Below are 23,612 nucleotides of genomic sequence, written 5' to 3' on the forward strand. Positions count from 1 at the left end.
GGCGTGGCGGAACTGATCGAACACAGCGGCGTGGTGGAACGCACGGAAGGCGACACGGTCTATGTGCGGATCACCTCCCGAAGCGCCTGCGGAAGCTGCAAGGCCCGTCAGGCGTGCGGATTGGCCGAAGCCCAGGACAAGATCGTCACGGTGGCGACCCCCGGGGCCGCGGAATATGCGGCGGGCGATGCCGTGACAGTCGGTGTGCGCCGCAGTGCGGGCATGCGGGCCGTCGTGCTGGCTTATGTCGGCGCGCTGGCGGTGCTCATGGCGGTGCTCGTGGCCGCCATTGCCGGCATGGGATGGAGTGAAGGCGCAGGCGCCCTCGCGGCAATCGCCGGCGTGGGCGTTTATTATTTCGTGCTGTGGCTCTTCCGCACGAAAATCGAACACACAATTCAATTTACAATAACTAAAATCTGATGGAAGTATTACTTTACACGATCCTGACGCTGTGTGCGCTGGGCGTGCTCTCGGCGGTGATCCTCTATTTCGTGGCCCAGAAGTTCCGGGTCGACGAGGACCCGCGCATCGACGAGGTGGAGAAGATGCTCCCCGGCGCCAACTGCGGCGGCTGCGGATTCGCCGGCTGTCGGGGCATGGCCGATGCGTTGGTCAGGCAGGACGACATTTCGTCGCTGTTCTGCCCCGTGGGCGGCGGCGACTGCATGAAAGCTGTGGCCGCATATCTCGGAAAGGCCGCTGCCGAAAAGCAGCCCGAGGTGGCGACCGTCCGCTGCGGCGGCACGTGCGAAAAGCGCCCCCGCACCAACGACTTCGACGGTGCCAAGTCGTGCGCCGTGGCTTCGTCGCTCTATGTGGGTGAAACGGGCTGTGCGTTCGGATGCCTCGGGTTCGGCGACTGCGTCGTGGCCTGTGCTTTCGACGCTATTCACATCAATCCTGCAACGGGGCTTCCGGAGGTCGACGCGGACAAGTGTACGGCCTGCGGCGCCTGTGTGAAAGCGTGCCCGAAGATGATTATCGAGCTGCGCAAGAAGTGGCCCAAGAACCGTGCGGTCTATGTGTCGTGCGTCTCGAAAGACAAGGGCGCCGTGGTGATGAAGGCCTGCAAGGCCGGGTGTATCGGATGCGGCAAGTGCGTGAAGGTCTGCGCCTTCGATGCCATCACCGTGGAGAACAACCTCGCCTACATCGACCCGCTGAAATGCAAACTGTGCCGCAAGTGCGTGAACGAGTGTCCCACGGGCGCCATCCGGCTGGTCGGCATGGACCCGCTGCCCAAAGCCCCGAAGGCCGCTCCGGCAGCTCCCGCGGCTCCCAAGGCCGAAACGGCCCCTGCGGCGGAGAAACCGGCGGCGGCTCCGAAGGCCGGGGATGCGCCTGATGCTAACAAAGAATCGTAAAAAAGGAATTCCAACTATGAAGACATTTCCAATGGGCGGAGTCCATCCGTCGGAAAATAAGCTGAGCTGTGCCAAACCGATCGAGGTGCTTCCGCTGCCCGAGGTGGTGACGATCCCCCTCGCGCAGCACATCGGGGCTCCCGCCGTGGCCAAGGTCGCCAAGGGCGACAAGGTGCTGACCGGACAGCTCATCGCCGAAGCCGGCAGCTTCATGTCGGCGAACATCCACTCCCCGGTGTCGGGCACGGTCACGGCCGTGGATATGGTTCCCAACGGACAGGGTTTGCGCCAGATGATGATTACCATCAAGCGCGAGGGCGACGACTGGGCCGAGGGCATCGACCGCTCGGAGACGCTGGTGAAAGCATGTCCCTTCTCGGCGCAGGAGATCATCGCCAAGATCAAGGATGCCGGTATCGTCGGCATGGGCGGCGCGACGTTCCCTACGCACGTGAAACTGGCGGTGCCTCCCGGAAAAAAGGCCGAGTGCGTCATCATCAACGGCGTGGAGTGCGAACCCTATCTCACTTCGGACCACCGCACGATGCTGGAGCACGGCGAGGAACTGGTGGTCGGCGTGACGATCCTGATGAAAGCCGTGGGCGTGGAGAAGGCCTATATCGGCATCGAGAACAATAAACCCGACGCCATCGCGCACCTGAAGCAGATCGCGGCGGGATATGAGGGCATCGAGGTGGTGCCGCTGAAGGTGATGTATCCGCAGGGCGGTGAGAAACAGCTTATTGCGGCTGTCACGGGCCGTCAGGTGCCGCCTCCGCCCGCACTGCCGATCGACGTGGGCGCCGTGGTGTGCAACGCTTCGACGACCGTGGCCGTCTACCGGGCCGTGCAGAAGTCGATGCCGCTGATCGAGCGCGTGGTGACCGTCACGGGCAAACGCCTGAAGGAGCCCAAGAATCTGCTGACCCGCATGGGTACGCCGGTTTCGACCTTGCTGGAAGCTGCCGGAGGAGTTCCCGAAGAGGCTTCGAAGGTGATTAACGGCGGTCCGATGATGGGGCGTGCGATGGTCAACCTCGCGTCGCCCGTCACGAAGGGATGCTCGGGAATCACGGTTCTTTCGGGGCGCGAAGCCGTGCGCCGCGAAGCCGCGCAGTGCATCAAATGCGCCAAGTGCGTGTCGGCCTGCCCGATGGGTCTGGAACCCTATTACCTCTCGAAAATGACGCAGAAGAAAGGCTGGGATGCGTTGGAACAGCAGATGATTACTTCGTGCATCGAGTGCGGATGCTGCCAGTCCACGTGCCCCTCGTACCTGCCGCTGCTGGACTGGATACGTCTCGGAAAACAGACCGTGATGGGGATTATCCGTGCCCGCGGCGCCGCAGCAGCGCCCAAAAAGTAAGGGTGGATTTCCGTTTCGAAGATTCCGGCCCGGCGGCCGCTTGCGGCCGTAAGTCCCTCCCGAGGGAGGGATTTAGGGTGGGGTGGGATTTGTAAACGCGGCTGCAAGCCGCGGGACGATACCTCGGGAATGGCAGGAACGGTCCGATAATACGAAGAATGTAAAATTATAGTATAACTTATGGCAAACAAACTCATTGTAGCTCCTGCGCCGCACGTTCAGACCTCCCAGTCGACGGCCCGGATCATGCGCGACGTGGTGATCGCGCTGATGCCTGCGCTGGTCGTCTCGACCGTGGTGTTCGGAGCGGACGTGCTGCGCGTTACGGCCCTTTCGGTGGCGGCGTGCGTGGCGTTCGAGTACCTGATTCAGAAATTCATGGTCCGCGGTGCGGTGACCGTCACCAACTGGTCGGCCGCGGTGACCGGCGTCCTGCTGGGCTTCAACCTCCCGGCGTCGATTCCCTGGTGGATCGTCGTGATGGGCGCTTTCGTGGCGATCGCCGTCGCCAAGATGACCTTCGGAGGTCTCGGCAAGAACCCCTTCAACCCCGCGTTGGTGGGCCGCGTATTCCTGCTGATCGCCTATCCGGTGCAGATGACCACTTTTCCGCTGCCGGTGAACGGCACGTTCGACGCCCTTTCGGGCGCCACGCCGCTGGCCGCCGTGAAGCAGGGCATCGTGACTCCCGGGACGGTGGGAGCTCAGGAATTGCTGCTGGGCAACATGCCCGGTTCGCTGGGCGAGGTGGCCGCGCTGGCACTGCTCTGCGGATTCGTTTACCTGCTGTGGCGGCGCGTCATCACGTGGCATATTCCCGTGACGGTGCTCGTGACGATGGCTGTGTTCGCATTTGTAGCGGCACTCTGCTCCGGACAGTCGGAGGCGGCGCTGTGGCAGCTGCCGTTGTTCCATGTGCTGGCCGGAGGTGCGATCCTCGGAGCAGTGTTCATGGCGACGGACTATTCCACGTCGCCGATGACCGTCAAAGGCGGGGTGATCTTCGCCGTGGGTATCGGTGCGATCACCATGTGCATCCGTCTGTGGGGCGCCTATCCCGAGGGCATGTCGTTCGCGATCCTCATCATGAACGCCTGCGTGCCCCTGATCAACAAGTATGTCAAACCCAAGCGCTTCGGCGTGAAATAACGGAGGTGACACGATGAAAAGTACACTTTTGAACATGACGGCCGTCCTCTTCGGCATCACCCTCGTGGCTTCGGCGGGAGTGGGCGTCGTCAATATGATTACCGAAGAGCCGATCGCTGCGGCCAAGGAGGCGGCGACGAAGGCGGCGCTTACGGAGGTGCTCCCGGCATTTGATGCGACGACCCCCGAGGTGCTGACGATCGACGAGATGCCGATTACGGTCTATACGGCCACCAAGGACGGCGCCGTGAGCGGATATGCCGTGCAGTCGATGACCAAGCAGGGATTCGGCGGCGTGGTGCGCCTGATGGTCGGCTTCACCCCCGGGGGCGAGGTCGTGAACGTCAACGTGCTGGAGCAGACCGAGACCCCGGGCCTCGGGACCAAGATGGCCGACGAGGGCAATGTCCTGCTGCGGAGCGTCCAAGGGCAGAAACTCGAGGACAAGAAACTCGTGGACGGCAAACTGGCCGTGACGAAAGACGGCGGCGATGTCGATGCGCTGACCGCTGCGACCATCTCGTCGCGCGCCTATGTCGATGCGATCAACCGTGCATGGATGGCCTATAAAAGCGTAGCGTCGGGCGAAGCCCCGACGGACGTGGCATCCGGTGCGACGGCGACGGCGGGTGCCGCCGCCGGACAAACCAACGAGCCTGCGGCTCAGGAAGGAGGGCAAAATGAATAAGTTGCAGATTATTTTGAGCGGCATTGTCAAAAACAACCCGACGTTCGTGCTGGTGCTGGGTATGTGTCCCACGCTGGGTACGACCACCTCGGCCGAGAACGGTATGGGTATGGGACTGGCGACGATGGCCGTGCTGATCATGTCGAACCTCGTGATCTCGCTCATTAAGAACATCATTCCCGACAAGGTCCGCATTCCGGCCTTTATCGTCGTGATCGCCTCGTTCGTGACCATTATCCAGATGTTGATGCAGGCCTATGTTCCCGCGCTGTACGATGCGCTGGGCGTCTTTATTCCGCTGATCGTGGTGAACTGCATCATTTTGGGCCGTGCCGAGGCGTTCGCGTCGAAGAATTCGGCCTTCGATTCCGTACTGGACGGCGTAGGCATCGGTCTGGGATTCACGCTGGCCCTGACGGTCGTGGGCGCCGTGCGCGAGATTCTCGGCAGCGGGGCCATCTTCGGCCTCAGCCTCGGGATCGCCGACTACACGCCGCTGATCTTCGTGCTGGCTCCCGGTGCATTCCTGGTGCTCGGGTACCTGATGGTATTGTTTAACAAATTAGCCAAGAAATAGTTATGGAGATTTCCTATTTTGCAATCATCATCGGCGCCATCTTCGTCAACAACGTCGTGCTGGCGCAGTTCCTCGGCATCTGCCCCTTCCTGGGCGTGTCGTCCAAGGTCGAGACCTCGATGGGCATGGGAGCCGCCGTAACCTTCGTGATGGCCATTGCGGCTGTCGTGGCGTGGCTGATCCAGACCTACGTGCTGGTGCCGCTGGACATCGTCTACATGCAGACGATCGTCTTTATTCTGGTAATCGCGGCTCTGGTGCAGATGGTCGAGATCATGCTCAAAAAGATGTCTCCGTCGCTTTATCAGGCGTTGGGTATCTTCCTGCCCCTCATCACGACCAACTGCGCCGTGCTGGGCGTTGCGATCCTGATGATCCAGAAAGAGTTTAACCTGCTGCAAAGCGTCACCTATTCGGTGGCTACGGCCCTGGGTTTCGCACTGGCGCTGGTGCTCTTCGCCGGCATTCGTGAACGTCTCGACTTCGAGGACGTTCCCAAGTCGTTCAAGGGTATTCCCATCGCGCTGATCACGGCCGGGATTCTGGCTATGGCGTTCATGGGATTCTCCGGACTGGTCTGATTTTCGATGTTTGCGGTGCACCTGCCGCACATCCGGAGGTGAAAAAAGAGATTTTTTAGACGAGGTTGCGATTTTCAAATCGCAACCTCGTTTTTTTGCCGGTTCCTGGCCTGACAGGCAATTCTGAAGATCCGGCCGCGGAAGCCGTACGTTATCCTCCTTTAAATTCTTTTCGAACATGATCGACTGCGGGCAGGCTGCCGGCCGTTTTGCCGTGCAGCATGAGCGACCGTTGTTTTTCGAAAGAATTGCAGCCGATGGTTTAGTAACCTTGTCGTCATAATCGTAGTATATATGAATAAGCAAAAATTTATGAAGAGAGAAATAGACGAATCCATGCTCATCGATTTTCTGGCGGGACGGTTAAGCCGTTCGGAGCAAGCCATGGTGGAAGAATGGTACGATGAGTCGGAGCAGCATAAAAAAATCCTCGAAGATATTTATTACATATCCGTCCTCTGCAACTGTGCCGAGGTAGTGAAAAATATCGATGTGGAATATTCTTTACGGCAGTTGCGGAAACGTGTCGCCGAAAACGAGCGGCGTGCAAAGAGCCGTTTTCCCGTTCTGCTGCGCCGGATTGCGACATACGGCGCTGCGGCCATGGTAATCGTGGCCTTGTCTTTCGTCGTATTGAAGCAGGCATCGGACAGAGTGCGTTTCGAGGAGGTTTATGCCGAGAATAGCGTCGTAAGCGTTTCGCTGCCGGATGGATCGACGGCCTGCCTGCAACCCGATTCGCGGATAACATATCCGGTCAATGCCGGCGGAGGCAAAAAATACGAGGTGGACATAGAGGGCGAGGCACGGTTCGATGTGGTGAAACAGACGAATGGCCGGCGTTTCGTTGTGAAGGCTCTGGAAACGAAGGTCGTCGTGCGGGGAACTTCGTTCGATGTTCATGCCCGTCAGGAGGACGACAAGATCACGGCGATACTTCACAGCGGAATAATCGATTTCGTGGCGGGAGATCAGGTGGTGGGAATGACCCCGAATCAGCAGGTGGCCTACTCGCGCGCGGATGGCAATATTCAGGTTTCCGAAGTGACCGCCGAGCGCAGTTTCGTACATGAAGATCTCCATGAGGTCATCCAGGTGATATCCGACATGTATGGTTGCGAAATCCGGCTGGATGACGCTTCTCTCGGACAGATTAAATTCACGGGTACCGTAAGCAGTAATAACGATCTGGAGCACACCATGAACGTAATCACGCTCACGACCGGCACCCGGTTCACGCTGAAAGGCGATACCGTTGTAATTCACAAATGATATTTTGACCCAAACCCAATCAATTCATTAACTATTTAACCAATTATGAACTTTAATTATGAAAAAACGCTTGACTATTAGATTTCTGCAACGCTTTGCGGTTTTGCTCGTCATTGCCTTGTCCGCTTTTTCCGTGGAGGGCCATGCGCAGGATGCACGCCGGGTTACCGTTCGTAACGCTACGACCCTGAGCGGGTTGATAAGCCAGATAGAGGGCAGTTCCAGTTACCGGTTTTCGTGGCAGGACGACCTGATCAACGCCGTCTCTTTCCCTGCGGTCGACATGGTCGCTCCGATAGAGGAGGTATTGAGCGCTGCGCTGCGGACGACGGATATCGATTTTTCCATCCAGCAGTTCAATGTCATTCTCACCAAGAAGGTGAGACAGAGCGCTGTACCCCCCCCCATAAAGGAAAAGCAGACGGTTACGGGCTATGTGAAGGATGCGGTTACGGGCGAGCCGATGATTGGGGCGACTGTCTGGTTGAAGGATACCTCTATCGGCACGAGTACCGATGTGAACGGATTTTACTCCATCACCTTTCCTTCGAACTATTTCGTACTCAGCTTTTCCTATCTCCGCTATGAGGCGCAGGAGGTCGTTGTGGGCGGGCGCACTGCCATTGATGTGAACCTCGTACCGTCTTCGAACGATATCGACGATGTGGTGGTGGTCGGCTACGGCCGGCAGAAAAAGGGCAGTGTCATCGGCGCCATTTCCACGGTGGCCATCAACGACATTAAAGCTCCGGTAGCCAAGATCTCCAACAACCTGGCCGGACAGCTCGCGGGTGTGGTGTCGGTTCAGCGTTCCGGAGAGCCCGGAGCCGGTTCTACGTTCTGGATTCGCGGTATCAATACGTTCGGAGAGGCCAAGTCGCCGTTGATTCTGGTTGACGGTATCGAGCGCGATTTGGATCTTGTCAATGTCGACGATATCAAAGAAATGTCGATTCTGAAAGACGCTTCGGCCACGGCCATTTACGGTGTCCGCGGAGCCAACGGCGTCGTGATGATTACGACGCGCGACGGAGAGGTCGGCAAGCCCCGTGTTTCGCTCTCGGTGGAAGGAGGCCTGGTGTCGCCGACGAAGGTGCCCAGCATGCTCAATTCGGTGCAGTTTGCCAACATGTACAATCAGGCCGCCGGCCGCAAATATTACGACGACGATGTGATCGAGAGGTACCGCAATGGCTCCGATCCCGATCTTTATCCCAACGTGGACTGGCTCGGCGAGCTCTATAAAAACCATTCCTGGAACGAAAAGGTGAATTTGAGCGTGAGCGGCGGCGGAGATATTGCGAAGTACTATATTTCGGGCTCGTTCTACAACGAGGATGGTTTGTTCGCGGTTGACAATATGAAGAACTACGACACGTCGCTTGCCTATCAGCGTTACAACTTCCGGTCGAATGTCGATGTCCAGATATTTCCTCACACCAAGCTCAATATCAATCTGGGAACCTCCTTCGAACGGAAGAACGAGCCCGGCGGCGATACGAAGAAAGTGTGGGAATACGCTTTGTCGACGGCTCCCAATGCCTTCCCGCTGTTCTATTCCGACGGTTCGCTGGCAGGTCCGGGCAACAACCAGGTCAACCCCTATAACGAGCTGACCCAGAGCGGATATAAGGAGAAATTCTGGAACACGGCGACTTCCACCGTCAACCTCGTGCAGGATTTCGGCTCCTGGATCACCCCGGGACTTACCGCCAATGTGAAAGTGGCTTTCGATGCCCAGAACCACCAGAGTTTGGAACGTACCAAGCAGCCTCCTCAGCACATGGCCCTGGGGCGCGATGACGACGGCAATCTGATCTTCGGAGAGCCCACGGTGGTCGGTCAGGAGACGCTCACGTATAAGGAGTACGCCAGCGGACAGCGCTCGTTCTATTTGGAGGCCGGCATCAATTACGGCCGCACGTTCGGCAAGCATACCGTCGGAGCCCTTTTCCTCTACCAGCAGTCGCAGAAGAACTACACCGACACGAAGAATACGCTGAGTGAGAAAGCGCTGCCGTACCGTCATCAGGGTATTGCGGGCCGAATCACCTATAACTTCGACAACCGTTACTTCATCGAGGGCAACTTCGGTTACAACGGTTCCGAAAACTTCTCGCCCAATCACCGTTTCGGCTTTTTCCCGGCGGGAGCCATCGGCTGGCTGCTCTCCGAGGAGCCGTTTTTCGAGCCGTTGAAGGACATATTCGATATGGTGAAATTCAAAGCTTCGTACGGTATCGTCGGCAACGACAAGATCGGCGGCAACCGTCGTTTCATTTACAACGAAACGGTTCTGACGAGCGGTGCCGGGTCCTATCAGTTCGGAAGCACGAACACCACCTACAACGGCATTCGTCTGGGTAACTGGCCCAACGACGAAGTGGGCTGGGAAAAGGCCTACAAATTGAACGTGGGAGCCGAAATTTCACTTTTCGGCAAGCTTAAAATGCAGGCCGACTATTTCCGGGAACGCCGCGACGGCATTTTCCTTCAGTCCAAATCCGTACCGGGGATTGCGGGTCTGTCGACCCAGCCCTGGATCAATGTCGGTAAAATGAAGAATCACGGCGTCGACGCTTCACTCGAATATTATCAGCAGATCGGGCAGGTGCAGCTGACCATGCGCGGTAATTTCACCTACGCTCACAACATCATCGTCGACAACGACGAGCCTGCATGGAGAGAGCCCTATATGAATCGGGTGGGCCAGAGCAACTGGCAGACGTTCGGTCTGGTGGCTGCGGGTCTGTTCTCCTCCCAGGAAGAGATCGACGGCTGGCCGACGCAGTCGTGGGGAGTCGTTCAGCCCGGCGACATCAAATATCTCGATCTGAACGGAGACGGCAAGGTCGACGAATACGACGTCAAACCGCTCGGGTATCCCGATGTTCCCGAAATAACCTATGGTTTCGGCGCTTCCGTCAAATGGAAGGGTTTCGACTTCTCGGTGTTTTTTCAGGGAGTGGGCAATGTCAATTTCTTTGCCAACAATACCTATACGCAGCCTTTCACGGCGACCAATATCTCCATGGGCAACGTCTTCACCGACCTGGTCGGGAACTATTGGACTCCGGAGAACCTGAATGCCAAATACCCCCGTTTGACCACCTCTGCCAATGAGAATAACAAGCAGGTGTCGAGTTTCTGGATGGTCGACGGAAGCTATATCCGGTTGAAGAATGCCGAGATCGGCTATACGCTGCCCAAGTCCTGGGTGAACAAAATGAGAATCGAGGGTCTGCGCATCTACATATCGGGTATGAATTTGTTGACGTTCAGCGATTTCAAACTTTGGGACCCCGATTTGCAGACAGGCGCCGCCAACTATCCCAACAACAAAGTCTATAACATCGGCCTCTCGCTGACATTCTAAATTCTGAAAAAGACGATAATATGAAAAAGAGCATCATAATTCTTTGTTTTACGGCGCTTCTGGCAGGCGGATGCGAGTCCTACCTCGATCGCCAGCCCGATGAGTCGTACACGTCGGGTAATATTTTCGAGAAATACAGTTCGACCTTCGCCTATCTGGTCAACGTGTATAGCTGGATATTCAACGAAACCGACCCCAGCGGCCAGCAGAACCACTTTACGCCCTCTTCTGACGAGGCTGCGTGTGCTTTCCCCAGCCGTATGTTCGCTTTGTCGAACAATTCGACGTGGTCGGTGAATTCGGAAGACACTCAGAAGAGTTACAAGATCCAGTATTGGCTTAACTACTACAAGGGAATCCGCGAAGCCAGTTATTTTATCGCCAACGTTGGCCGCTGCCCGGAACTGACTCCCGACGAGGTGAAGGAGTGGGCCGCAGAAGCGCGTTTTCTGCGTGCTTACTACTATTTCAGTCTGATGCGCCTTTATGGCCCTGTCGTACTGTTGGGTGAGAAGCCGGTGGATTTCAACGATCCCGCTCTGCGCGACGTCGACCGCAACCCCTGGGACGAATGTGTCGAATGGGTCAGCAACGAGTGTGACGCCGCCGCCAGGGACCTGCCGCTGGAGCAGTCGGCCACTTTCTATGGCCGCGCCACGAAAGGAGCCGCCCTTGCCTTGAAAGCGCGTTTGCTGCTCTATTCGGCGCGTCCGTTGTTCAACGGCAATCCGATGTACGCCGGCCTGAAAAATGCCAAGGGGCAATATCTGTTCCCCCAGGAACCCGATGCCGGCAAATGGACGAAAGCCGCCGATGCCGCATGGGACGTTATCGACCTCAACCAGTATGAGCTTATCAACACGGGCAATCCTTATACGGACCTGAAAAATGTTTTTATCCGCAACTGGAACAACGAATTGATCTTTGCCTATCAAAAGTCCAGTTACAGCCACCGGGTGGCGACCATTCCGCGGGGTGTCGGCGGTACGTCTTACGGCGGAGTGGCCGTGACGCAGAAGTTGGTCGACGCCTTTGCGATGAAAAACGGACGTTATCCCATTACGGGATACGAGGCTGACGGAAAGCCCGTCATCGACGCTGCGTCGGGTTATTCGGAACGGGGATTCTCGTCTTTCAAACATCCGATTCTGGACCAGACCATGTCGACCTACAATATGTACGTCGATCGTGAACCCCGGTTCTATACGTCGGTGTTCTATCAGGGGTTGAAATGGATCGGAGGCTCGTACACGCTGAATAAGGTGGAGTTCTACTACGGCGGAAATTCGGGTGCCGGTCCGAGCGCCGGAGGCAGCAACTATTCGCTCACGGGCTACCTCCCGTTCAAATTCCAGGACATCAGTTTCAACAGCACCACCCTGGGAAGCAACCAGGCATTGTGGACGGCTATAACCTGGCCGCTGTTCCGCTACGCCGAAGTGCTGCTCAACTATGCCGAAGCTCTCAACGAGCAGCCCGATCGGGATGAAACCAATGCGCTGGTGTATATGAACATGATCCGCAACCGGGCCGGAGTGGACGATATCGAAGACGTATATCCGGAAGTTGAGGGGAATAAGGAGCTGCTGCGCAAAATGATTCTCCGCGAGCGCATGCTGGAGCTGAACTTCGAAAACCATCGCTTCTTCGACACCCGTACATGGGCAATCGCCGAGCAGGAGGATGCAGGAGCGGTTTATGGCATGAACGTAATGGCCCAGCCGGGCAGCGACGCCCAGAACAGCCCGTTCTGGGAGAGAACGGTCATCGCATCGGACGGCGGCAACACTCCTTCGACCCGCGTATTCCAGAAGAAGAATTATCTTCTGCCGATTCCCCAGTCGGAAATCGACCGTCTGAAAAATATTACCCAGAACTATCAATGGTAACATTTCGAAACAATCATTTTGTCATGAAAAAGTTCAAATATATTGCTTTCATATTCTCTGCTTTGGGGATGTTGTCGGTGTCGTGTGAAAATGAACGCGACAACAATCTTCCCGGCGCCGCGATCTACATCGTCAACGACGGGTTGCAGACTTCCGAAACGTTTTACTCTGTCGACGAGGTTGCCAAAACGCCTGTCCGGGTATTCCGCTCGGGTTATTTCGACCAGACCGTTATGGCGTCCGTCGAATTGTCGGAAAAGGTCCTGGCCGAGTACAACAGAATCAACGCCGCCGATTACAAACTGCTTCCGGAGGAGTATTACGAAGTGGATGCGAAACCCATCGCGCTGACGAGCGACAACCGCGCGGGCAATCTCTATGTGACGTTTACCGATCCTGCGGCGCTGTTCGCCTTGAAGGAGAGCGAAGGTTTGGAGAATTACGTGATTCCGTTGGAACTGGTTTCCGACGGCGTCGTAAACAACGATCACAACTCCATTCTGATCCTTCCCGATGTTCTGGAACAGGTGTTGCTGTCGTTGGATCAGGCGGAGACCCAGTTTATCGTGGACGGCGGAGTGTCGCCCGACGACCGGAAACTCACCGTTTCGGTGGCGCGGCCGCTCAAAGAGGATGTCGTGGTCAGCCTGGATATGTCGCAGGAGGCGATAGATTGGTATAACACGGCGCATCACACCTCTTTCCGGCTGCCGTCTTCGGGCTTTGCCTCGGTCGCCGAGAACTCGCTCGTTTTGAAAAGCGGCCAGACCAGCGTTTCGACGACTTTGCGCGTCGATCCGTCGGGATGGGACGGGGAGCCCTGCGCCGTTCCGGTGCGTCTGGTTGCCGACGGGTTCGCAGTCGATCCGGACAAGGAGTGCCTGCTGCTCCATTTCGCCCCCGCTTCCGAGGATTTCAAAATGTACGAGCCCCTGGACCGTTACGGCTGGAAAATAGACGGTCAGTACTATCATGGTACGGTCGGCGGCTCCGGCAAGCAGATCCCGACCCTGTGGAGAATCATAGACGGCGTTACCGTCAATAGTTTTTGGGACGCTCCCTATAACTCTTCGGCGGTGTCCGATCCCAACAAGGGGAAAATGCCCATCGATTTCACGATCGATTTCGGGGCGGTGAAGACCGTCTGCGGCCTTGGGATACGCAATCGCGACGGAGCGTATTGCGACCGGTTGAAAGCCGGCTATTTCGAAATATCCAAGGACGGCGATAACTGGGCGCGGGTCGCTGAATTCGGGTTTGTCAAAGGCCAGGTGGACCCGAATCTGGACTATAAATATTGGTTCGAACCCGCCGAGGCCCGCTATATGCGCATGACCATCACCGAGTCCAACGCGATAAACGGGGAGTACCATCAGGCGTCGCTGGCTGAAGCCTATGCCTATGCTCCTGCCGACAAGCCTTATAAACCGCTGAGCAAGCTTTCGCAGGAGGGATGGTCTGTGGACGCCAACTCGTATCAGAACAACGACACGTGCGGTAAATTGATCGACGGCAACGTCGGGTCCCACTGGGAAGCCGGCTATAACTCCGGATCGAAAACGCCCGACAACCTGAAGCTTCCTTTTGTCATCCAGGTCGACATGGCATCGGTTCAGTCTATCGACGGAGTCGAAATGTGGCGCAGAAACACCATCGGCAAAAACGAATCCATTTTCGGACTGAAATCCGGAAGCATCTGGGTTTCGGAGCGTGCGGACGACAGCGATTGGAAGACCTCGACGGCGTGGCAGACCTCCGGGGCGTGGACCAAGGCCGGGGAATTCGATTTCGAAATGAACGCCTCCATACTGGTCGGACCGTTTTATTATATGCTGCCCCAGACGACGAATGCGCGTTACATCCGTATCTACATCACGGATTCCAACGATAAGAACACGACGCGCGATACGGCGGCGATCAGCGAAATTTCCGCCGTAAGGAAATAACGAATCAGTAAAAGCGGTTTCCGTATCGCTCCTCCGCCGGAGGAGCGATACGGAAACTTAAAAACCCAAACGACACAATGCGATATTTAATCACCTTATGCGCCGTCTTGCTGATGGCGGCATCCTGTTCGGATGACAATCCGGGTTCGCCCGGCGCATCCCCGGGCGGCCCCGGAAACGGCGGCTCGGTAACGGAAATCAACGGCACGAAAATCGACTCCAGGACGACGCTTTGCGGACTCATTTCCGATGCCAAAAGCGGCACGGGCATCTCGGGTGTAATGGTGAGCGACGGATTCAACTGTGTGCAGACCGACGCCAACGGCGTCTACCAGTTGGTCCGGGACAGCCGGGCCACGATCGTCTTCTATTCGACTCCTGCCGAGTACGAGGTGTACCGTTCCCTGCAAAACGGCCTGCCCTATTTCTACCGGCCTATCAATGACCGGAATCCGGTTTTCCGCCAGGATTTCAAACTTACCCGGCTTGCGGGCGGGAAGGAGACGAAGTTCACGCTTTTTTGCCTGGCCGATCCGCAGACATCCGCCGGAAACGTCTACCGGTTTGTCGATGAAACGCTGCCCGATGTCGAAAGCACGGCGAAAAAGAACCCGAACGTCTATGCCGTCACATTGGGGGATATCACCGACAACAACCGGAAGGATATCTGGACGAAAATGAAAGAGGCCATGTCGAACCGGAGCGTCGCCTTTTTCCAGACTATCGGCAACCACGACCACCTGAACGAATTGAATTCATCGGTTGCGACGACCTATTGGAAGAGCATCGAGAATTTTCAGAACGCCTTCGGACCGCAGAACTACTCGTTCGATCGCGGCGATGTCCACATCGTCTGCATGGACAACGTCCTGCACGGCGAAAAAGCCGAAGGCGGGCGCACCGAGGAGTTTGCCTGCGGGTTCTATGATTGGCAGTACGAGTGGCTGAAGCAGGACCTCGCATACGTTCCGAAAGATAAAATGGTCATTCTGTGCGCTCATATCCCGTTCCGGAACGGCGGTGCGGGCGACCATTCGAAAAGCCGCTACCACACCGAGACCCTGAACCTGCTGGCCGGGTTCGCAGAGGCACACCTGATGATCGGGCACTCGCACTACAACGAGAACAAGATTCATACGGTGAACGGGAAAGAGATTTACGAGCATATCCACGGTGCGGTCTGCGGCCAGTTCTGGCGCGCTTCGTTCAATGCCGACGGCACCCCCAACGGTTACGGCATTTATGAAATCGACGGGGCGCACATTGCGGACTGGTACTACAAGGCGACCGGTAAAAACCGTGATTTCCAGATCAGGGCCTACGACAGCGAGCATACTTACACCCATCCCCGGATGAACGAGAACGGCCTTCCCTTGTCCGGCAAATATGCGCCTTATTGTTTTCAGAAAAAATACGGGACCATTCTGACGGGAAATTTGCCTTCGAACAGTGTCGTGGCCAATGTCTGGAACTGCGATCCGGATTGGACGGTGAGCCTTTGGCAGCGCGGCGAGAAGGTCGGGGACATGAAACCGTTCCTGAACAAGCAGGATTTGTGGGTTGCCTATTGGTTCTACGAGGTTTACGGCTGCGGGTGGAACAGCATCTCCACCGCCAGGGACCATCTTTTCTACCTGCAGTTGAAGTATCCGGGCGAGGCGTTCGAAGTGCAGGCCGATGACGGCCGGGGACACACGTACAAAGTGACGGAATTCACGAAAGACTACGATGGCGTCCTCTATGATTTTGTGATGAAAGACCGTTAATCAAACCCATATCGTTTATGTACAGATTGTTTATAAAAGGGGCGCTGATGGCCGCCCTCGTCATGCCCTCGCCGGCTGCGGCTCAGGCCGCGTCTTCGGATTTGTCCGCATATATACTGACCCCTGAGCCCGCTCCCGCTCCGCGCATCAACGGAGCCCGTGTGTTCGGGGCGCGCCCGGGCAGTGATTTTTTCTTCGCCATAGCCGCCACGGGCGACCGTCCCATGACCTTCTCGGCGGAAGGGCTGCCCAAAGGTCTTGCGCTCGACCCTGAAACCGGTCGTATTACGGGCTGTGTGAAAAAAGCGGGGGAGTATGTCGTGACGCTGCGGGCCGAGAATGGTTCGGGAAGCTGCGAGCGCGACCTTCGCATCGTTATCGGCGATAAAATAGCCCTTACGCCGCCGTTGGGGTGGAACTCGTGGAATTGCTGGGCGAGGGATGTCACCCAGGAGCAGGTCCTTTCGTCGGCCCGCGCCATGGTGGAAAAGGGGCTCGACCGTCACGGTTGGACCTACATCAACATCGACGACGGCTGGCAGGGACGCCGCGGAGGGAAGTACAACGCCATCCAGCCGAATACGAAATTCCCCGACATGAAAGCGCTGGCCGACGAAATTCATGGAATGGGGCTCAAAATAGGCATCTATTCCACGCCGTGGGTGGGAACCTATGCCGCCCACATCGGCAGTTACTCCGACAACCCGGACGGTGAAAACCAGTGGATCAAAGACGGGATGCACAACGAACACTTTCGTTACCAGAAACCCGGCGGCAACTATTGGAAAGACCGTGCCGAGACATACCGCCATGCCGAATATTCGTTTGTAAAGGCCGATGTGGCGCAGTGGGTCGAGTGGGGCATCGACTACCTGAAATACGACTGGCTGCCCAACGACCGTTATTACACGGCCGAGATGCACGATGCCCTCGAGAACTGCGGGCGCGATATTGTTTACAGCATCTCCAACAAAGCGCCCTATGCCGACGCGCCCCTGTGGATGAACCTGTGCAACTGCTGGCGCACTACGAGCGACATCCGCGACAACTGGGAAAGCGTCTCTTCGATCGGGTTCGCCCACGACCGCTGGCTTCCGTTTACGGGACCGGGGCATTGGGCCGATCCCGACATGCTGGTCGTCGGCATGGTCGGATGGAGTACGAAACTGCACCCGACGAATCTCACTCCCGACGAACAGTACACCCACATTTCGTTGTGGTCATTGCTGGCCGCACCGCTCCTCATCGGGTGTGATTTGGCCCAGCTGGATGATTTTACACTCAGCCTGCTGACCAATGACGAGGTGCTGGAGGTCAATCAGGACCCGCTCGGCCTTCAGGCCGCCCCTGTCTGGCACAACGGAGACAAGGAGGTGATCTACATGAAACATCTCGAAGACGGATCGGTTGCCGTGGGGCTTTTCAACCGGGGCGAGAAAGCCGCCAAGATGAAGTTTTCGCTGGAACTGCTCGGCCTGCGCGATAAACAGACCGTCCGGGACCTGTGGCGTCAGACCGATGTGGCGACACTCCGGGGAAACGAGACGTTTTCGACTGAAGTCGCACCGCACGGAGCCGCCTTGCTGCGGGTGTATCCCGGCAATCCCCGCTGAGCGGGAACTGTCTGCCCTGATCTTAATTTGGCCATATGAAAAAAAAGTCTTAATTTTGGCAATATGAAAAAAAATGTATTGATTGCGCTTGCGGTTCTCGCGGCAGGGACTCTTTCGGCGCAAAATAATTTCACGCTCTCTTCACCCGACGGCCGTCTGCGGGTGGAGGTGGCGGTCGACGGTACCGTTGAATATTCGGTGTTGCACGGAGACGACGTGATGATCGCTCCGTCCGCCATATCCATGACCACCGCCGGCGTGCCTTCGTTCGGCGTAGACGCTCGCCTGGCGGGTTCGTCGACGCGCAGCGTCGATGACACGTTCGACGCGCCGGTCTACAAGCGTGCGCGTGTCCGCGACAATTTCAACGAGCTGACACTGAGGTTCCGCAACAACTACAACATCGTCTTCCGAGCCTACGACGACGGGGCGGCCTATCGTTTCGAATACACGGGTAAAAAGGCGTTCGAAGTCCTCGGCGAACAGGCCGAATTTACCTTTCCGGCCGCAGCCGAAGGGGTTTTCTCGTATGTCCGCGGAGGCGGTAACGGCAAGACGGGCGATAAGTTTGAAAGGCAGTTTTTCAATTCGTTCGAGAACTTCTATACCTATGAACCCCTTTCGTCGTGGAAATCCGAACAGCTGGCATTCCTGCCGGTTGTGGTGGGCGGTCCGAACGGAAAAAAGGTGTGCATAACGGAGGCCGACCTCATGGATTATCCCGGGATGTACCTCTACGGCGGGGCAAAAGACGGAACGCTTGCGGGTGTGTACGCCCCCTATCCGAAAACGGTCGAGCAGGGCGGACACAACCAGTTGCAAATGATCGTCACAGCCCGCGAAAACTACATAGCCCGGGTTGCCGGACCGACCTGTTTCCCGTGGCGGGTCATGGTCGTTGCGGAAAACGATGCCGAACTCCTGGACAATGACATGGTATACAAGATATCCTCTCCCCCGACAGGCGATTTCAGCTGGGTGAAGCCCGGCAAGGTGGCCTGGGATTGGTGGAACGCTTGGAATCTCTATGGCGTGGACTTTGCGGCGGGGGTGAACACGGAGACCTATAAATACTACATTGATTTCGCATCGGATCATGGCATCGAATACGTTATTCTGGACGAAGGCTGGGCCGTGAACAAACGGGCGGACCTGATGCAGGTGGTTCCGGAAATAGACCTGCCGGGCATCCTCGGATACGCCGCGGAACGCAATGTCGGGATCATTCTCTGGGCGGGTTACTGGGCGTTCGACCGCGATATGGAGAACATCTGCCGCCACTATTCCGATATGGGGGTCAAAGGGTTCAAAGTCGATTTCATGGACCGGGACGATCAGCAGATGGTCGATTTCAACCGTCGTGCGGCGGAAACGGGTGCCCGCTACGGCTTGTTGATAGACCTTCACGGCACGCACAAACCGACCGGACTGCATCGGACCTATCCGAACGTGGTGAATTTCGAAGGGGTCAACGGACTCGAACAGATGAAATGGTCGCCGGATCTCGACCAGGTGACCTACGATGTGACGATTCCTTTCGTGCGCCAGGTAGCGGGGCCGATGGACTATACGCAGGGTGCAATGCGAAATGCCACGGCAGGCAATTACCGCTCGGTGTATTCCGAGGCGATGAGCCAGGGTACGCGCTGCCGCCAGCTGGCTGAATATGTCGTTTTCGAATCTCCGCTCAATATGCTCTGCGACAGCCCCTCCAACTACATGAACGAAAAGGAGTGCCTGGAATTCATCGCGGCGATTCCGACGGTGTGGGACGAAACCGTGGTTCTCGGAGGCGAGATCGCCAAGTACGTCTCCATGGCGCGCCGCAGCGGGGAGCAATGGTATGTCGGAGCCATGACGAACTGGACGGCACGTTCGCTGACCCTCGATCTGTCGTTCCTGGGCGAAGGGAAGTTTGCCGCCGAGGTTTACCGGGACGGAGTGAATGCCTCCCGGGCGGCCCGCGACTACAAAAAGGAGACGATCGGCATTCCCGAAGACCGTCGCCTGAAGATCGATATGGCCCCGGGCGGAGGATGGACCGCAAAAATATACAGGGTTACCGATTGATATGGATAACGAAGAGTCCGGCATTACGCCGGACTTTTCGTTTATGATTGTAAATTTCCGTGGATTTTGAGAAGAAGCAGGATTAAAGGCAGATAATCTTTCAATTCATGGCGGAGTATCTTCATCGCCTGGCTTATGCGGTAATTGACGGTTTGTACCGACACTCCCAACTGTTTTGCGATCTCCTGGTGTTTCATTCCCTGCATGCGACTCAGTTTGAAGGCTTCCTGAAATTCCGGCGACATGGCGGCAATGGCTTTTTCGAGCATTTCGGTAAGTTCCTGTTCCAGGTAGAAATCGGGATCGTCGAAGGTGGCGGAAAACTTGTGATAAAGCTGCTTGTGAACCCGTCCCGAAATATTGTCGTGTTTGACGCAATCGAGGGCCTTGTTCCGTACGATCATGAAAAGAAGTCCTTTCAGCGACATGTTCGGCAGAAGCGTACTGCGGTTCTCCCAGATCCACAGCATCGCGTCCTGCACGATATTCTCGGCTTCTTCCCCGGTCGAGACAAACCGCGACGCAAAAGCGCACAACGGTTTGAAATAGAAGCGGTACATGAAGTCAAAAGCCGCCTTGTCGCCGCCACGAATGGATTCGGTCGTCGCTGCGTTATCGGAAATGTCATATTTTGACTTCATAATCAACTGTCCTTGCGGTGTTTGGGCAATCTTCCGGGGCAAACGGCAAGCTTCGTTATTTCGAATATTCCGTTTTCCCGAGTACAAAAATAGGGTACATTCTCGATTCATCCAAATCATATACTCTTTTTATAAAGAATCCGGTCCGGCGAAAAAAGAACGGCGGTTTCTTCGTTTGTTCCGGGCAAATAGTTATTTTTGCACTTATTAAACAATAATCCCGTACTTTAATGGAGGATATCATACAACTTCACGACAGGAAGTTCAAAATCATGATCCCCGCCGAGAAGATCGACCAAGCCGTCGAGACTGTGGCGCAGCGTATCAATGCAGATTACGCCGGCAAGGAGACGCCGCTGTTTCTGGGTATTCTGAACGGTTCGTTCATGTTTATGAGCGACCTGATCAAGAAGATCGAATTCCAGAACGAACTTTCGTTCGTCAAACTGGCGTCGTACGACGGAACCTGCTCGACGGGTTGTGTCAAAAGCCTGATCGGCCTGAACAATTCGATCGAAGGCCGCCACGTCATCATCGTCGAGGACATCGTCGATACGGGCGAGTCGATCGAGCACATGATTCATGATTTGGAGGCCCGCAAACCTGCGTCGATCGAGGTTTGCACGCTGTTTTTCAAACCGGGGTCGTACCGCAAGACACTGCCGGTCAAATACCGGGCGATGGAGATCGGCAACGAGTTCATCGTGGGCTACGGGTTGGATTACGACCAGCTGGGGCGCAGTCTGAAAGACATTTACGTCGTAACGGAGTAATGGCCGTGACAGTCGATAGCGAATTGCTCGACGGCGGGCGCCTGCTGCCGCTGGTCGAGGATTTCTACACCATTCAGGGCGAGGGTTTCCACGCCGGGAAACCGGCCTATTTCATTCGTCTCGGCGGGTGCGACGTGGGGTGCCGCTGGTGCGACGCCAAGTACACGTGGAATCCGAAGCTCTATCCCCCGACCGATGTCCGGACGGTGATCGACCGGGCGACGGCGTGTCCGGCGCAGGCCATCGTCATCACGGGCGGCGAGCCGCTGCTCTATCCGCTGGACGTGCTGACCCGGGCGCTGCGTGCAAAGGGGTTGGAGATCTTTCTGGAGACCTCGGGGTCGCATCCGTTCAGCGGCGTTTTCGATTGGGTATGCCTTTCGCCCAAGCGTCAGCAGCCTCCGCTGGAGGAGGCTTACGGGCGGGCCGACGAGCTGAAAGTGATCGTCGAGTCGGAAGCCGATTTCGAATGGGCCGAGCGGAATGCCGCGCGGGTGAGTGCGAAATGCCGGCTCTATCTGCAGCCCGAATGGAGCGTCGCCGAGCGGATGATGCCTGCGATGGTCGAGTATGCCAAGGCGAATCCCCGGTGGAACATCTCGATACAGACGCATAAGTATATGCACATACCATAGATGAAAATTCAGTTCGGCCGCAAATTCTGGATCGTCGCCACGGCGGCTATCGTCGTCTTCACCGTTTTCATGGTGGGACGCAATGCCCTGCATGCCGTGAAGATCAAACGCCAGATCAACGTCCTGACCCGCGAGAGAGCTTACTACTCGGAGAAGATCGAGCAGGACAGCGCCCTGCTGGAGCGCCTGCGGTACGATGATTTTCTCGAAGAGTATGCCCGCGAGAATTACCACATGCAGCGGCGCGACGAACATGTGTATATCATCCGGGAGTGACAAAGGCAGCCTGCAGGCTGCCTTTCCTTTTTAATAGTGTTCGAACCCGTGCCAGTCCAGCGGCTCGGGTTTTCCGTTGCGGAGCCACACGAGGCCCGGTGCGGCGGTGATGCGGCCGATGGGGTGAAGGGGGCTGCCGAAGCGGGCCGCGAACTCCGCGGCAAGTCGTTCGGCGGCGTCGGGAGCCGCGGTGAGCAGCAGTTTGTAGTCTTCGCCCGCGCAGGCTGCCGTGCGGACATCGGCGCCCGGGGCGACAGGGATGCGTTCGACCTCCACCTCGGCGCCGACCCCCGACCGGTCGAGGATGTGCTGCAGGTCCGAAGCCAGACCGTCCGAAAGGTCCATCATGGCGTGCACCTCCGGGCGGGTTCCGAACCAGAGACCCTCGGCGACCTGCGGCTGCGGGTTGCGGTGCACGGCGGCCTGCGGGGTGTCGCAGCGTCCGGCGAGGATGTCCCGGAGCCCGGCTCCCGAGGCGCCCAGCTCGCCTGCGGCGAAGATCACGTCGCCGGGGCGTGCGTCGCTGCGGCGTTTGAGGTTCGCCGAAGGGGCGCGGCCGATGGCCGTGACGTTGATCGTGATGCCCGATTCCGAACGGGTCGTGTCGCCTCCGGCGAGGGCCGTGCCGAACGTCGCGGAGAGTTCCCGGTAACCCTCGATGAATTCCGCGGCCCACGCATCGGCCGCATTGGGCGGGAGGGCTATGGAGAGGAGCGTGGCGACGGGACGGGCGCCCATTGCCGCCACGTCGCTGAGGTTTACGGCAAGGGATTTGCCTCCCAGTTCCCGGGCCGTAGTGGCGGCGCGCAGGAAGTGGACGCCCTCGGTCAGCAGGTCGGCGGTGAAGACCAGCGATTCGCCGCCGCCGATGGGCAGTACGGCGCAGTCGTCGCCGATGCCCTCGAATCCGTTGTCGGGGAGTGAGGCGAAGCGGGTGCGTATCTGTTCGATAAATCCGAATTCGGTCATGTGTATTTCGCGTTGTTACGGGCAAAGGTACCGAAATTTGCTGAAAATAGCTATCTCCGGCTTCGCCGAAGATACTCCCGTCCGGCAAAATGCAAGAAAACTTGCTTTTGCACTCGGCTTATTCGTACTTTGGCTTTGCCGAAGATACTCCCGCTCGGCAATGTTCAAATAAATTTGACATTGCCCTCGCTTATTCGTATCTTTGCGCGCAGTTAGGGACAGAAAACAGCAGAAAAACATGAAAATATTGATTCTCAACGGCCCGAACCTCAATTTGCAGGGGCGGCGCGACACCGGGGTTTACGGATCGCAGACTTTCGAGTCGTATTTCGAAGGACTGAAAAGCCGTTACCCGGCCGTGGAGTTCGCCTATTTCCAGTCGAACATCGAGGGTGAACTGATCGATGCCGTGCAGCAGGCCGACGGCCTGTATGACGGTGTGGTGCTCAACGCCGGCGGTTACACGCATACCTCCGTGGCGCTGCGCGACGCCGTGTCGGCGGTGTCGGTGCCGGTGGTCGAGGTGCATATCTCGTCGATCCTCGCCCGCGAGGAGTTCCGTCATGTCTCGTTGCTGGCCCCCGTAGCCGCGGGGTCGATCATGGGATTCGGGTTGAATTCGTATCGGCTCGGCATTGAGGCCCTTTTGATTGATTAA

General features: G+C 57.1%; 20 protein-coding genes. 18 read left to right on the forward strand and 2 right to left on the reverse strand.

What is annotated here, in order from left to right; genetic code table 11:
• Window positions 1-3: 3 nt before the first annotated feature.
• The 14 genes from BLU78_RS11995 (at window position 4) to BLU78_RS12060 (ending at window position 19,660) form a co-directional block, all read left to right on the forward strand.
• Entirely contained in the window at window positions 4-423 is a 420-nt protein-coding gene (locus BLU78_RS11995; RefSeq protein WP_010265788.1) for a SoxR reducing system RseC family protein, read from the forward strand.
• The gene (locus tag BLU78_RS12000) at window positions 423-1,367 is read left to right on the forward strand and encodes an RnfABCDGE type electron transport complex subunit B (protein ID WP_010265786.1); all 945 of its coding nucleotides are present in this window, start codon (window positions 423-425) and stop codon (window positions 1,365-1,367) included. Before BLU78_RS11995 ends, BLU78_RS12000 begins: the two co-directional genes overlap by 1 nt.
• Before the next feature lie 16 nt (window positions 1,368-1,383).
• A complete protein-coding gene (rsxC, locus tag BLU78_RS12005; RefSeq protein WP_010265783.1) occupies window positions 1,384-2,733 on the forward strand; it encodes an electron transport complex subunit RsxC in 1,350 nt (449 codons plus the stop codon).
• 180 nt (window positions 2,734-2,913) lie between these two features.
• Window positions 2,914-3,882, forward strand: a complete 969-nt coding sequence (locus BLU78_RS12010; protein ID WP_010265780.1) for an RnfABCDGE type electron transport complex subunit D — start codon at window positions 2,914-2,916, stop codon at window positions 3,880-3,882.
• A gap of 13 nt (window positions 3,883-3,895) precedes the next feature.
• On the forward strand, window positions 3,896-4,570 hold the full coding sequence (locus tag BLU78_RS12015) for an RnfABCDGE type electron transport complex subunit G (protein ID WP_010265778.1): 675 nt from the start codon (window positions 3,896-3,898) through the stop codon (window positions 4,568-4,570).
• Complete coding sequence (locus BLU78_RS12020) at window positions 4,563-5,147, forward strand: RnfABCDGE type electron transport complex subunit E (RefSeq protein WP_026020838.1); 585 nt, start codon at window positions 4,563-4,565, stop codon at window positions 5,145-5,147. Before BLU78_RS12015 ends, BLU78_RS12020 begins: the two co-directional genes overlap by 8 nt.
• Before the next feature lie 2 nt (window positions 5,148-5,149).
• Window positions 5,150-5,728, forward strand: a complete 579-nt coding sequence (rsxA, locus tag BLU78_RS12025; RefSeq protein ID WP_010265773.1) for an electron transport complex subunit RsxA — start codon at window positions 5,150-5,152, stop codon at window positions 5,726-5,728.
• 312 nt (window positions 5,729-6,040) lie between these two features.
• Window positions 6,041-7,000 carry a FecR family protein gene (locus BLU78_RS12030; protein ID WP_176791140.1) on the forward strand — a complete coding sequence of 320 codons (960 nt, stop codon included), beginning with the start codon at window positions 6,041-6,043 and terminating at the stop codon, window positions 6,998-7,000.
• 70 nt (window positions 7,001-7,070) lie between these two features.
• A complete protein-coding gene (locus BLU78_RS12035) occupies window positions 7,071-10,376 on the forward strand; it encodes a SusC/RagA family TonB-linked outer membrane protein (RefSeq protein ID WP_231290991.1) in 3,306 nt (1,101 codons plus the stop codon).
• A gap of 20 nt (window positions 10,377-10,396) precedes the next feature.
• Window positions 10,397-12,265 carry a RagB/SusD family nutrient uptake outer membrane protein gene (locus BLU78_RS12040; protein WP_010265768.1) on the forward strand — a complete coding sequence of 623 codons (1,869 nt, stop codon included), beginning with the start codon at window positions 10,397-10,399 and terminating at the stop codon, window positions 12,263-12,265.
• A 23-nt stretch (window positions 12,266-12,288) separates the two neighbouring features.
• The gene (locus tag BLU78_RS12045; RefSeq protein WP_010265766.1) at window positions 12,289-14,211 is read left to right on the forward strand and encodes a BT_3987 domain-containing protein; all 1,923 of its coding nucleotides are present in this window, start codon (window positions 12,289-12,291) and stop codon (window positions 14,209-14,211) included.
• 77 nt (window positions 14,212-14,288) lie between these two features.
• The gene (locus BLU78_RS12050; RefSeq protein WP_010265763.1) at window positions 14,289-15,977 is read left to right on the forward strand and encodes a calcineurin-like phosphoesterase C-terminal domain-containing protein; all 1,689 of its coding nucleotides are present in this window, start codon (window positions 14,289-14,291) and stop codon (window positions 15,975-15,977) included.
• Between the two features lie 17 nt (window positions 15,978-15,994).
• On the forward strand, window positions 15,995-17,590 hold the full coding sequence (locus BLU78_RS12055; RefSeq protein ID WP_026020835.1) for a putative Ig domain-containing protein: 1,596 nt from the start codon (window positions 15,995-15,997) through the stop codon (window positions 17,588-17,590).
• Window positions 17,591-17,653: 63 nt separating this feature from the next.
• Window positions 17,654-19,660 (forward strand): glycoside hydrolase family 97 protein, encoded by a 2,007-nt coding sequence (locus BLU78_RS12060; RefSeq protein ID WP_010265759.1) that lies wholly within the window; start codon window positions 17,654-17,656, stop codon window positions 19,658-19,660.
• Between the two features lie 41 nt (window positions 19,661-19,701).
• On the opposite strand, the gene BLU78_RS12065 is transcribed toward BLU78_RS12060, so the two are convergent.
• Entirely contained in the window at window positions 19,702-20,301 is a 600-nt protein-coding gene (locus BLU78_RS12065; protein WP_010265755.1) for an RNA polymerase sigma-70 factor, read from the reverse strand.
• A 230-nt stretch (window positions 20,302-20,531) separates the two neighbouring features.
• Between BLU78_RS12065 and hpt the strand changes: the two genes are divergently transcribed.
• Genes hpt through BLU78_RS12080 form a run of 3 tightly spaced genes read left to right on the forward strand, consistent with a single transcriptional unit; the run spans window position 20,532 to window position 21,985 of the window.
• Window positions 20,532-21,074 (forward strand): hypoxanthine phosphoribosyltransferase, encoded by a 543-nt coding sequence (gene hpt, locus BLU78_RS12070; protein ID WP_010265752.1) that lies wholly within the window; start codon window positions 20,532-20,534, stop codon window positions 21,072-21,074.
• On the forward strand, window positions 21,074-21,709 hold the full coding sequence (locus BLU78_RS12075; protein WP_010265750.1) for a 7-carboxy-7-deazaguanine synthase QueE: 636 nt from the start codon (window positions 21,074-21,076) through the stop codon (window positions 21,707-21,709). Before hpt ends, BLU78_RS12075 begins: the two co-directional genes overlap by 1 nt.
• Window positions 21,710-21,985, forward strand: a complete 276-nt coding sequence (locus BLU78_RS12080) for an FtsB family cell division protein (RefSeq protein ID WP_010265748.1) — start codon at window positions 21,710-21,712, stop codon at window positions 21,983-21,985.
• A 30-nt stretch (window positions 21,986-22,015) separates the two neighbouring features.
• On the opposite strand, the gene thiL is transcribed toward BLU78_RS12080, so the two are convergent.
• Window positions 22,016-22,954: a thiamine-phosphate kinase gene (gene thiL / locus BLU78_RS12085; RefSeq protein ID WP_010265746.1), complete on the reverse strand. Its 939-nt coding sequence runs from the start codon at window positions 22,952-22,954 to the stop codon at window positions 22,016-22,018.
• A 238-nt stretch (window positions 22,955-23,192) separates the two neighbouring features.
• On the opposite strand from thiL, the gene aroQ reads away from it, so the two are divergent.
• Window positions 23,193-23,612: a type II 3-dehydroquinate dehydratase gene (gene aroQ, locus BLU78_RS12090; protein WP_010265744.1), complete on the forward strand. Its 420-nt coding sequence runs from the start codon at window positions 23,193-23,195 to the stop codon at window positions 23,610-23,612.

Origin of the sequence: Alistipes timonensis JC136, assembly GCF_900107675.1 — a bacterium.
GTDB classification, from domain to species: domain Bacteria; phylum Bacteroidota; class Bacteroidia; order Bacteroidales; family Rikenellaceae; genus Alistipes; species Alistipes timonensis.

Excerpts from the sequence above, each read along its gene's own strand:
- BLU78_RS12000 (WP_010265786.1), top strand. The coding sequence starts at position 423 with ATGGAAGTATTACTTTACACGATCCTGACGCTGTGTGCGCTGGGCGTG.
- rsxA (WP_010265773.1), top strand. The coding sequence starts at position 5,150 with ATGGAGATTTCCTATTTTGCAATCATCATCGGCGCCATCTTCGTCAAC.
- BLU78_RS12030 (WP_176791140.1), top strand. The coding sequence starts at position 6,041 with ATGAAGAGAGAAATAGACGAATCCATGCTCATCGATTTTCTGGCGGGA.
- BLU78_RS12015 (WP_010265778.1), top strand. The coding sequence starts at position 3,896 with ATGAAAAGTACACTTTTGAACATGACGGCCGTCCTCTTCGGCATCACC.
- BLU78_RS12020 (WP_026020838.1), top strand. The coding sequence starts at position 4,563 with ATGAATAAGTTGCAGATTATTTTGAGCGGCATTGTCAAAAACAACCCG.
- thiL (WP_010265746.1), bottom strand. The coding sequence starts at position 22,954 with ATGACCGAATTCGGATTTATCGAACAGATACGCACCCGCTTCGCCTCA.
- BLU78_RS12010 (WP_010265780.1), top strand. The coding sequence starts at position 2,914 with ATGGCAAACAAACTCATTGTAGCTCCTGCGCCGCACGTTCAGACCTCC.
- BLU78_RS12060 (WP_010265759.1), top strand. The coding sequence starts at position 17,654 with ATGAAAAAAAATGTATTGATTGCGCTTGCGGTTCTCGCGGCAGGGACT.
- BLU78_RS12055 (WP_026020835.1), top strand. The coding sequence starts at position 15,995 with ATGTACAGATTGTTTATAAAAGGGGCGCTGATGGCCGCCCTCGTCATG.
- BLU78_RS12075 (WP_010265750.1), top strand. The coding sequence starts at position 21,074 with ATGGCCGTGACAGTCGATAGCGAATTGCTCGACGGCGGGCGCCTGCTG.
- BLU78_RS12050 (WP_010265763.1), top strand. The coding sequence starts at position 14,289 with ATGCGATATTTAATCACCTTATGCGCCGTCTTGCTGATGGCGGCATCC.
- BLU78_RS12080 (WP_010265748.1), top strand. The coding sequence starts at position 21,710 with ATGAAAATTCAGTTCGGCCGCAAATTCTGGATCGTCGCCACGGCGGCT.
- aroQ (WP_010265744.1), top strand. The coding sequence starts at position 23,193 with ATGAAAATATTGATTCTCAACGGCCCGAACCTCAATTTGCAGGGGCGG.
- hpt (WP_010265752.1), top strand. The coding sequence starts at position 20,532 with ATGGAGGATATCATACAACTTCACGACAGGAAGTTCAAAATCATGATC.
- BLU78_RS12045 (WP_010265766.1), top strand. The coding sequence starts at position 12,289 with ATGAAAAAGTTCAAATATATTGCTTTCATATTCTCTGCTTTGGGGATG.
- BLU78_RS12065 (WP_010265755.1), bottom strand. The coding sequence starts at position 20,301 with ATGAAGTCAAAATATGACATTTCCGATAACGCAGCGACGACCGAATCC.
- BLU78_RS12040 (WP_010265768.1), top strand. The coding sequence starts at position 10,397 with ATGAAAAAGAGCATCATAATTCTTTGTTTTACGGCGCTTCTGGCAGGC.
- rsxC (WP_010265783.1), top strand. The coding sequence starts at position 1,384 with ATGAAGACATTTCCAATGGGCGGAGTCCATCCGTCGGAAAATAAGCTG.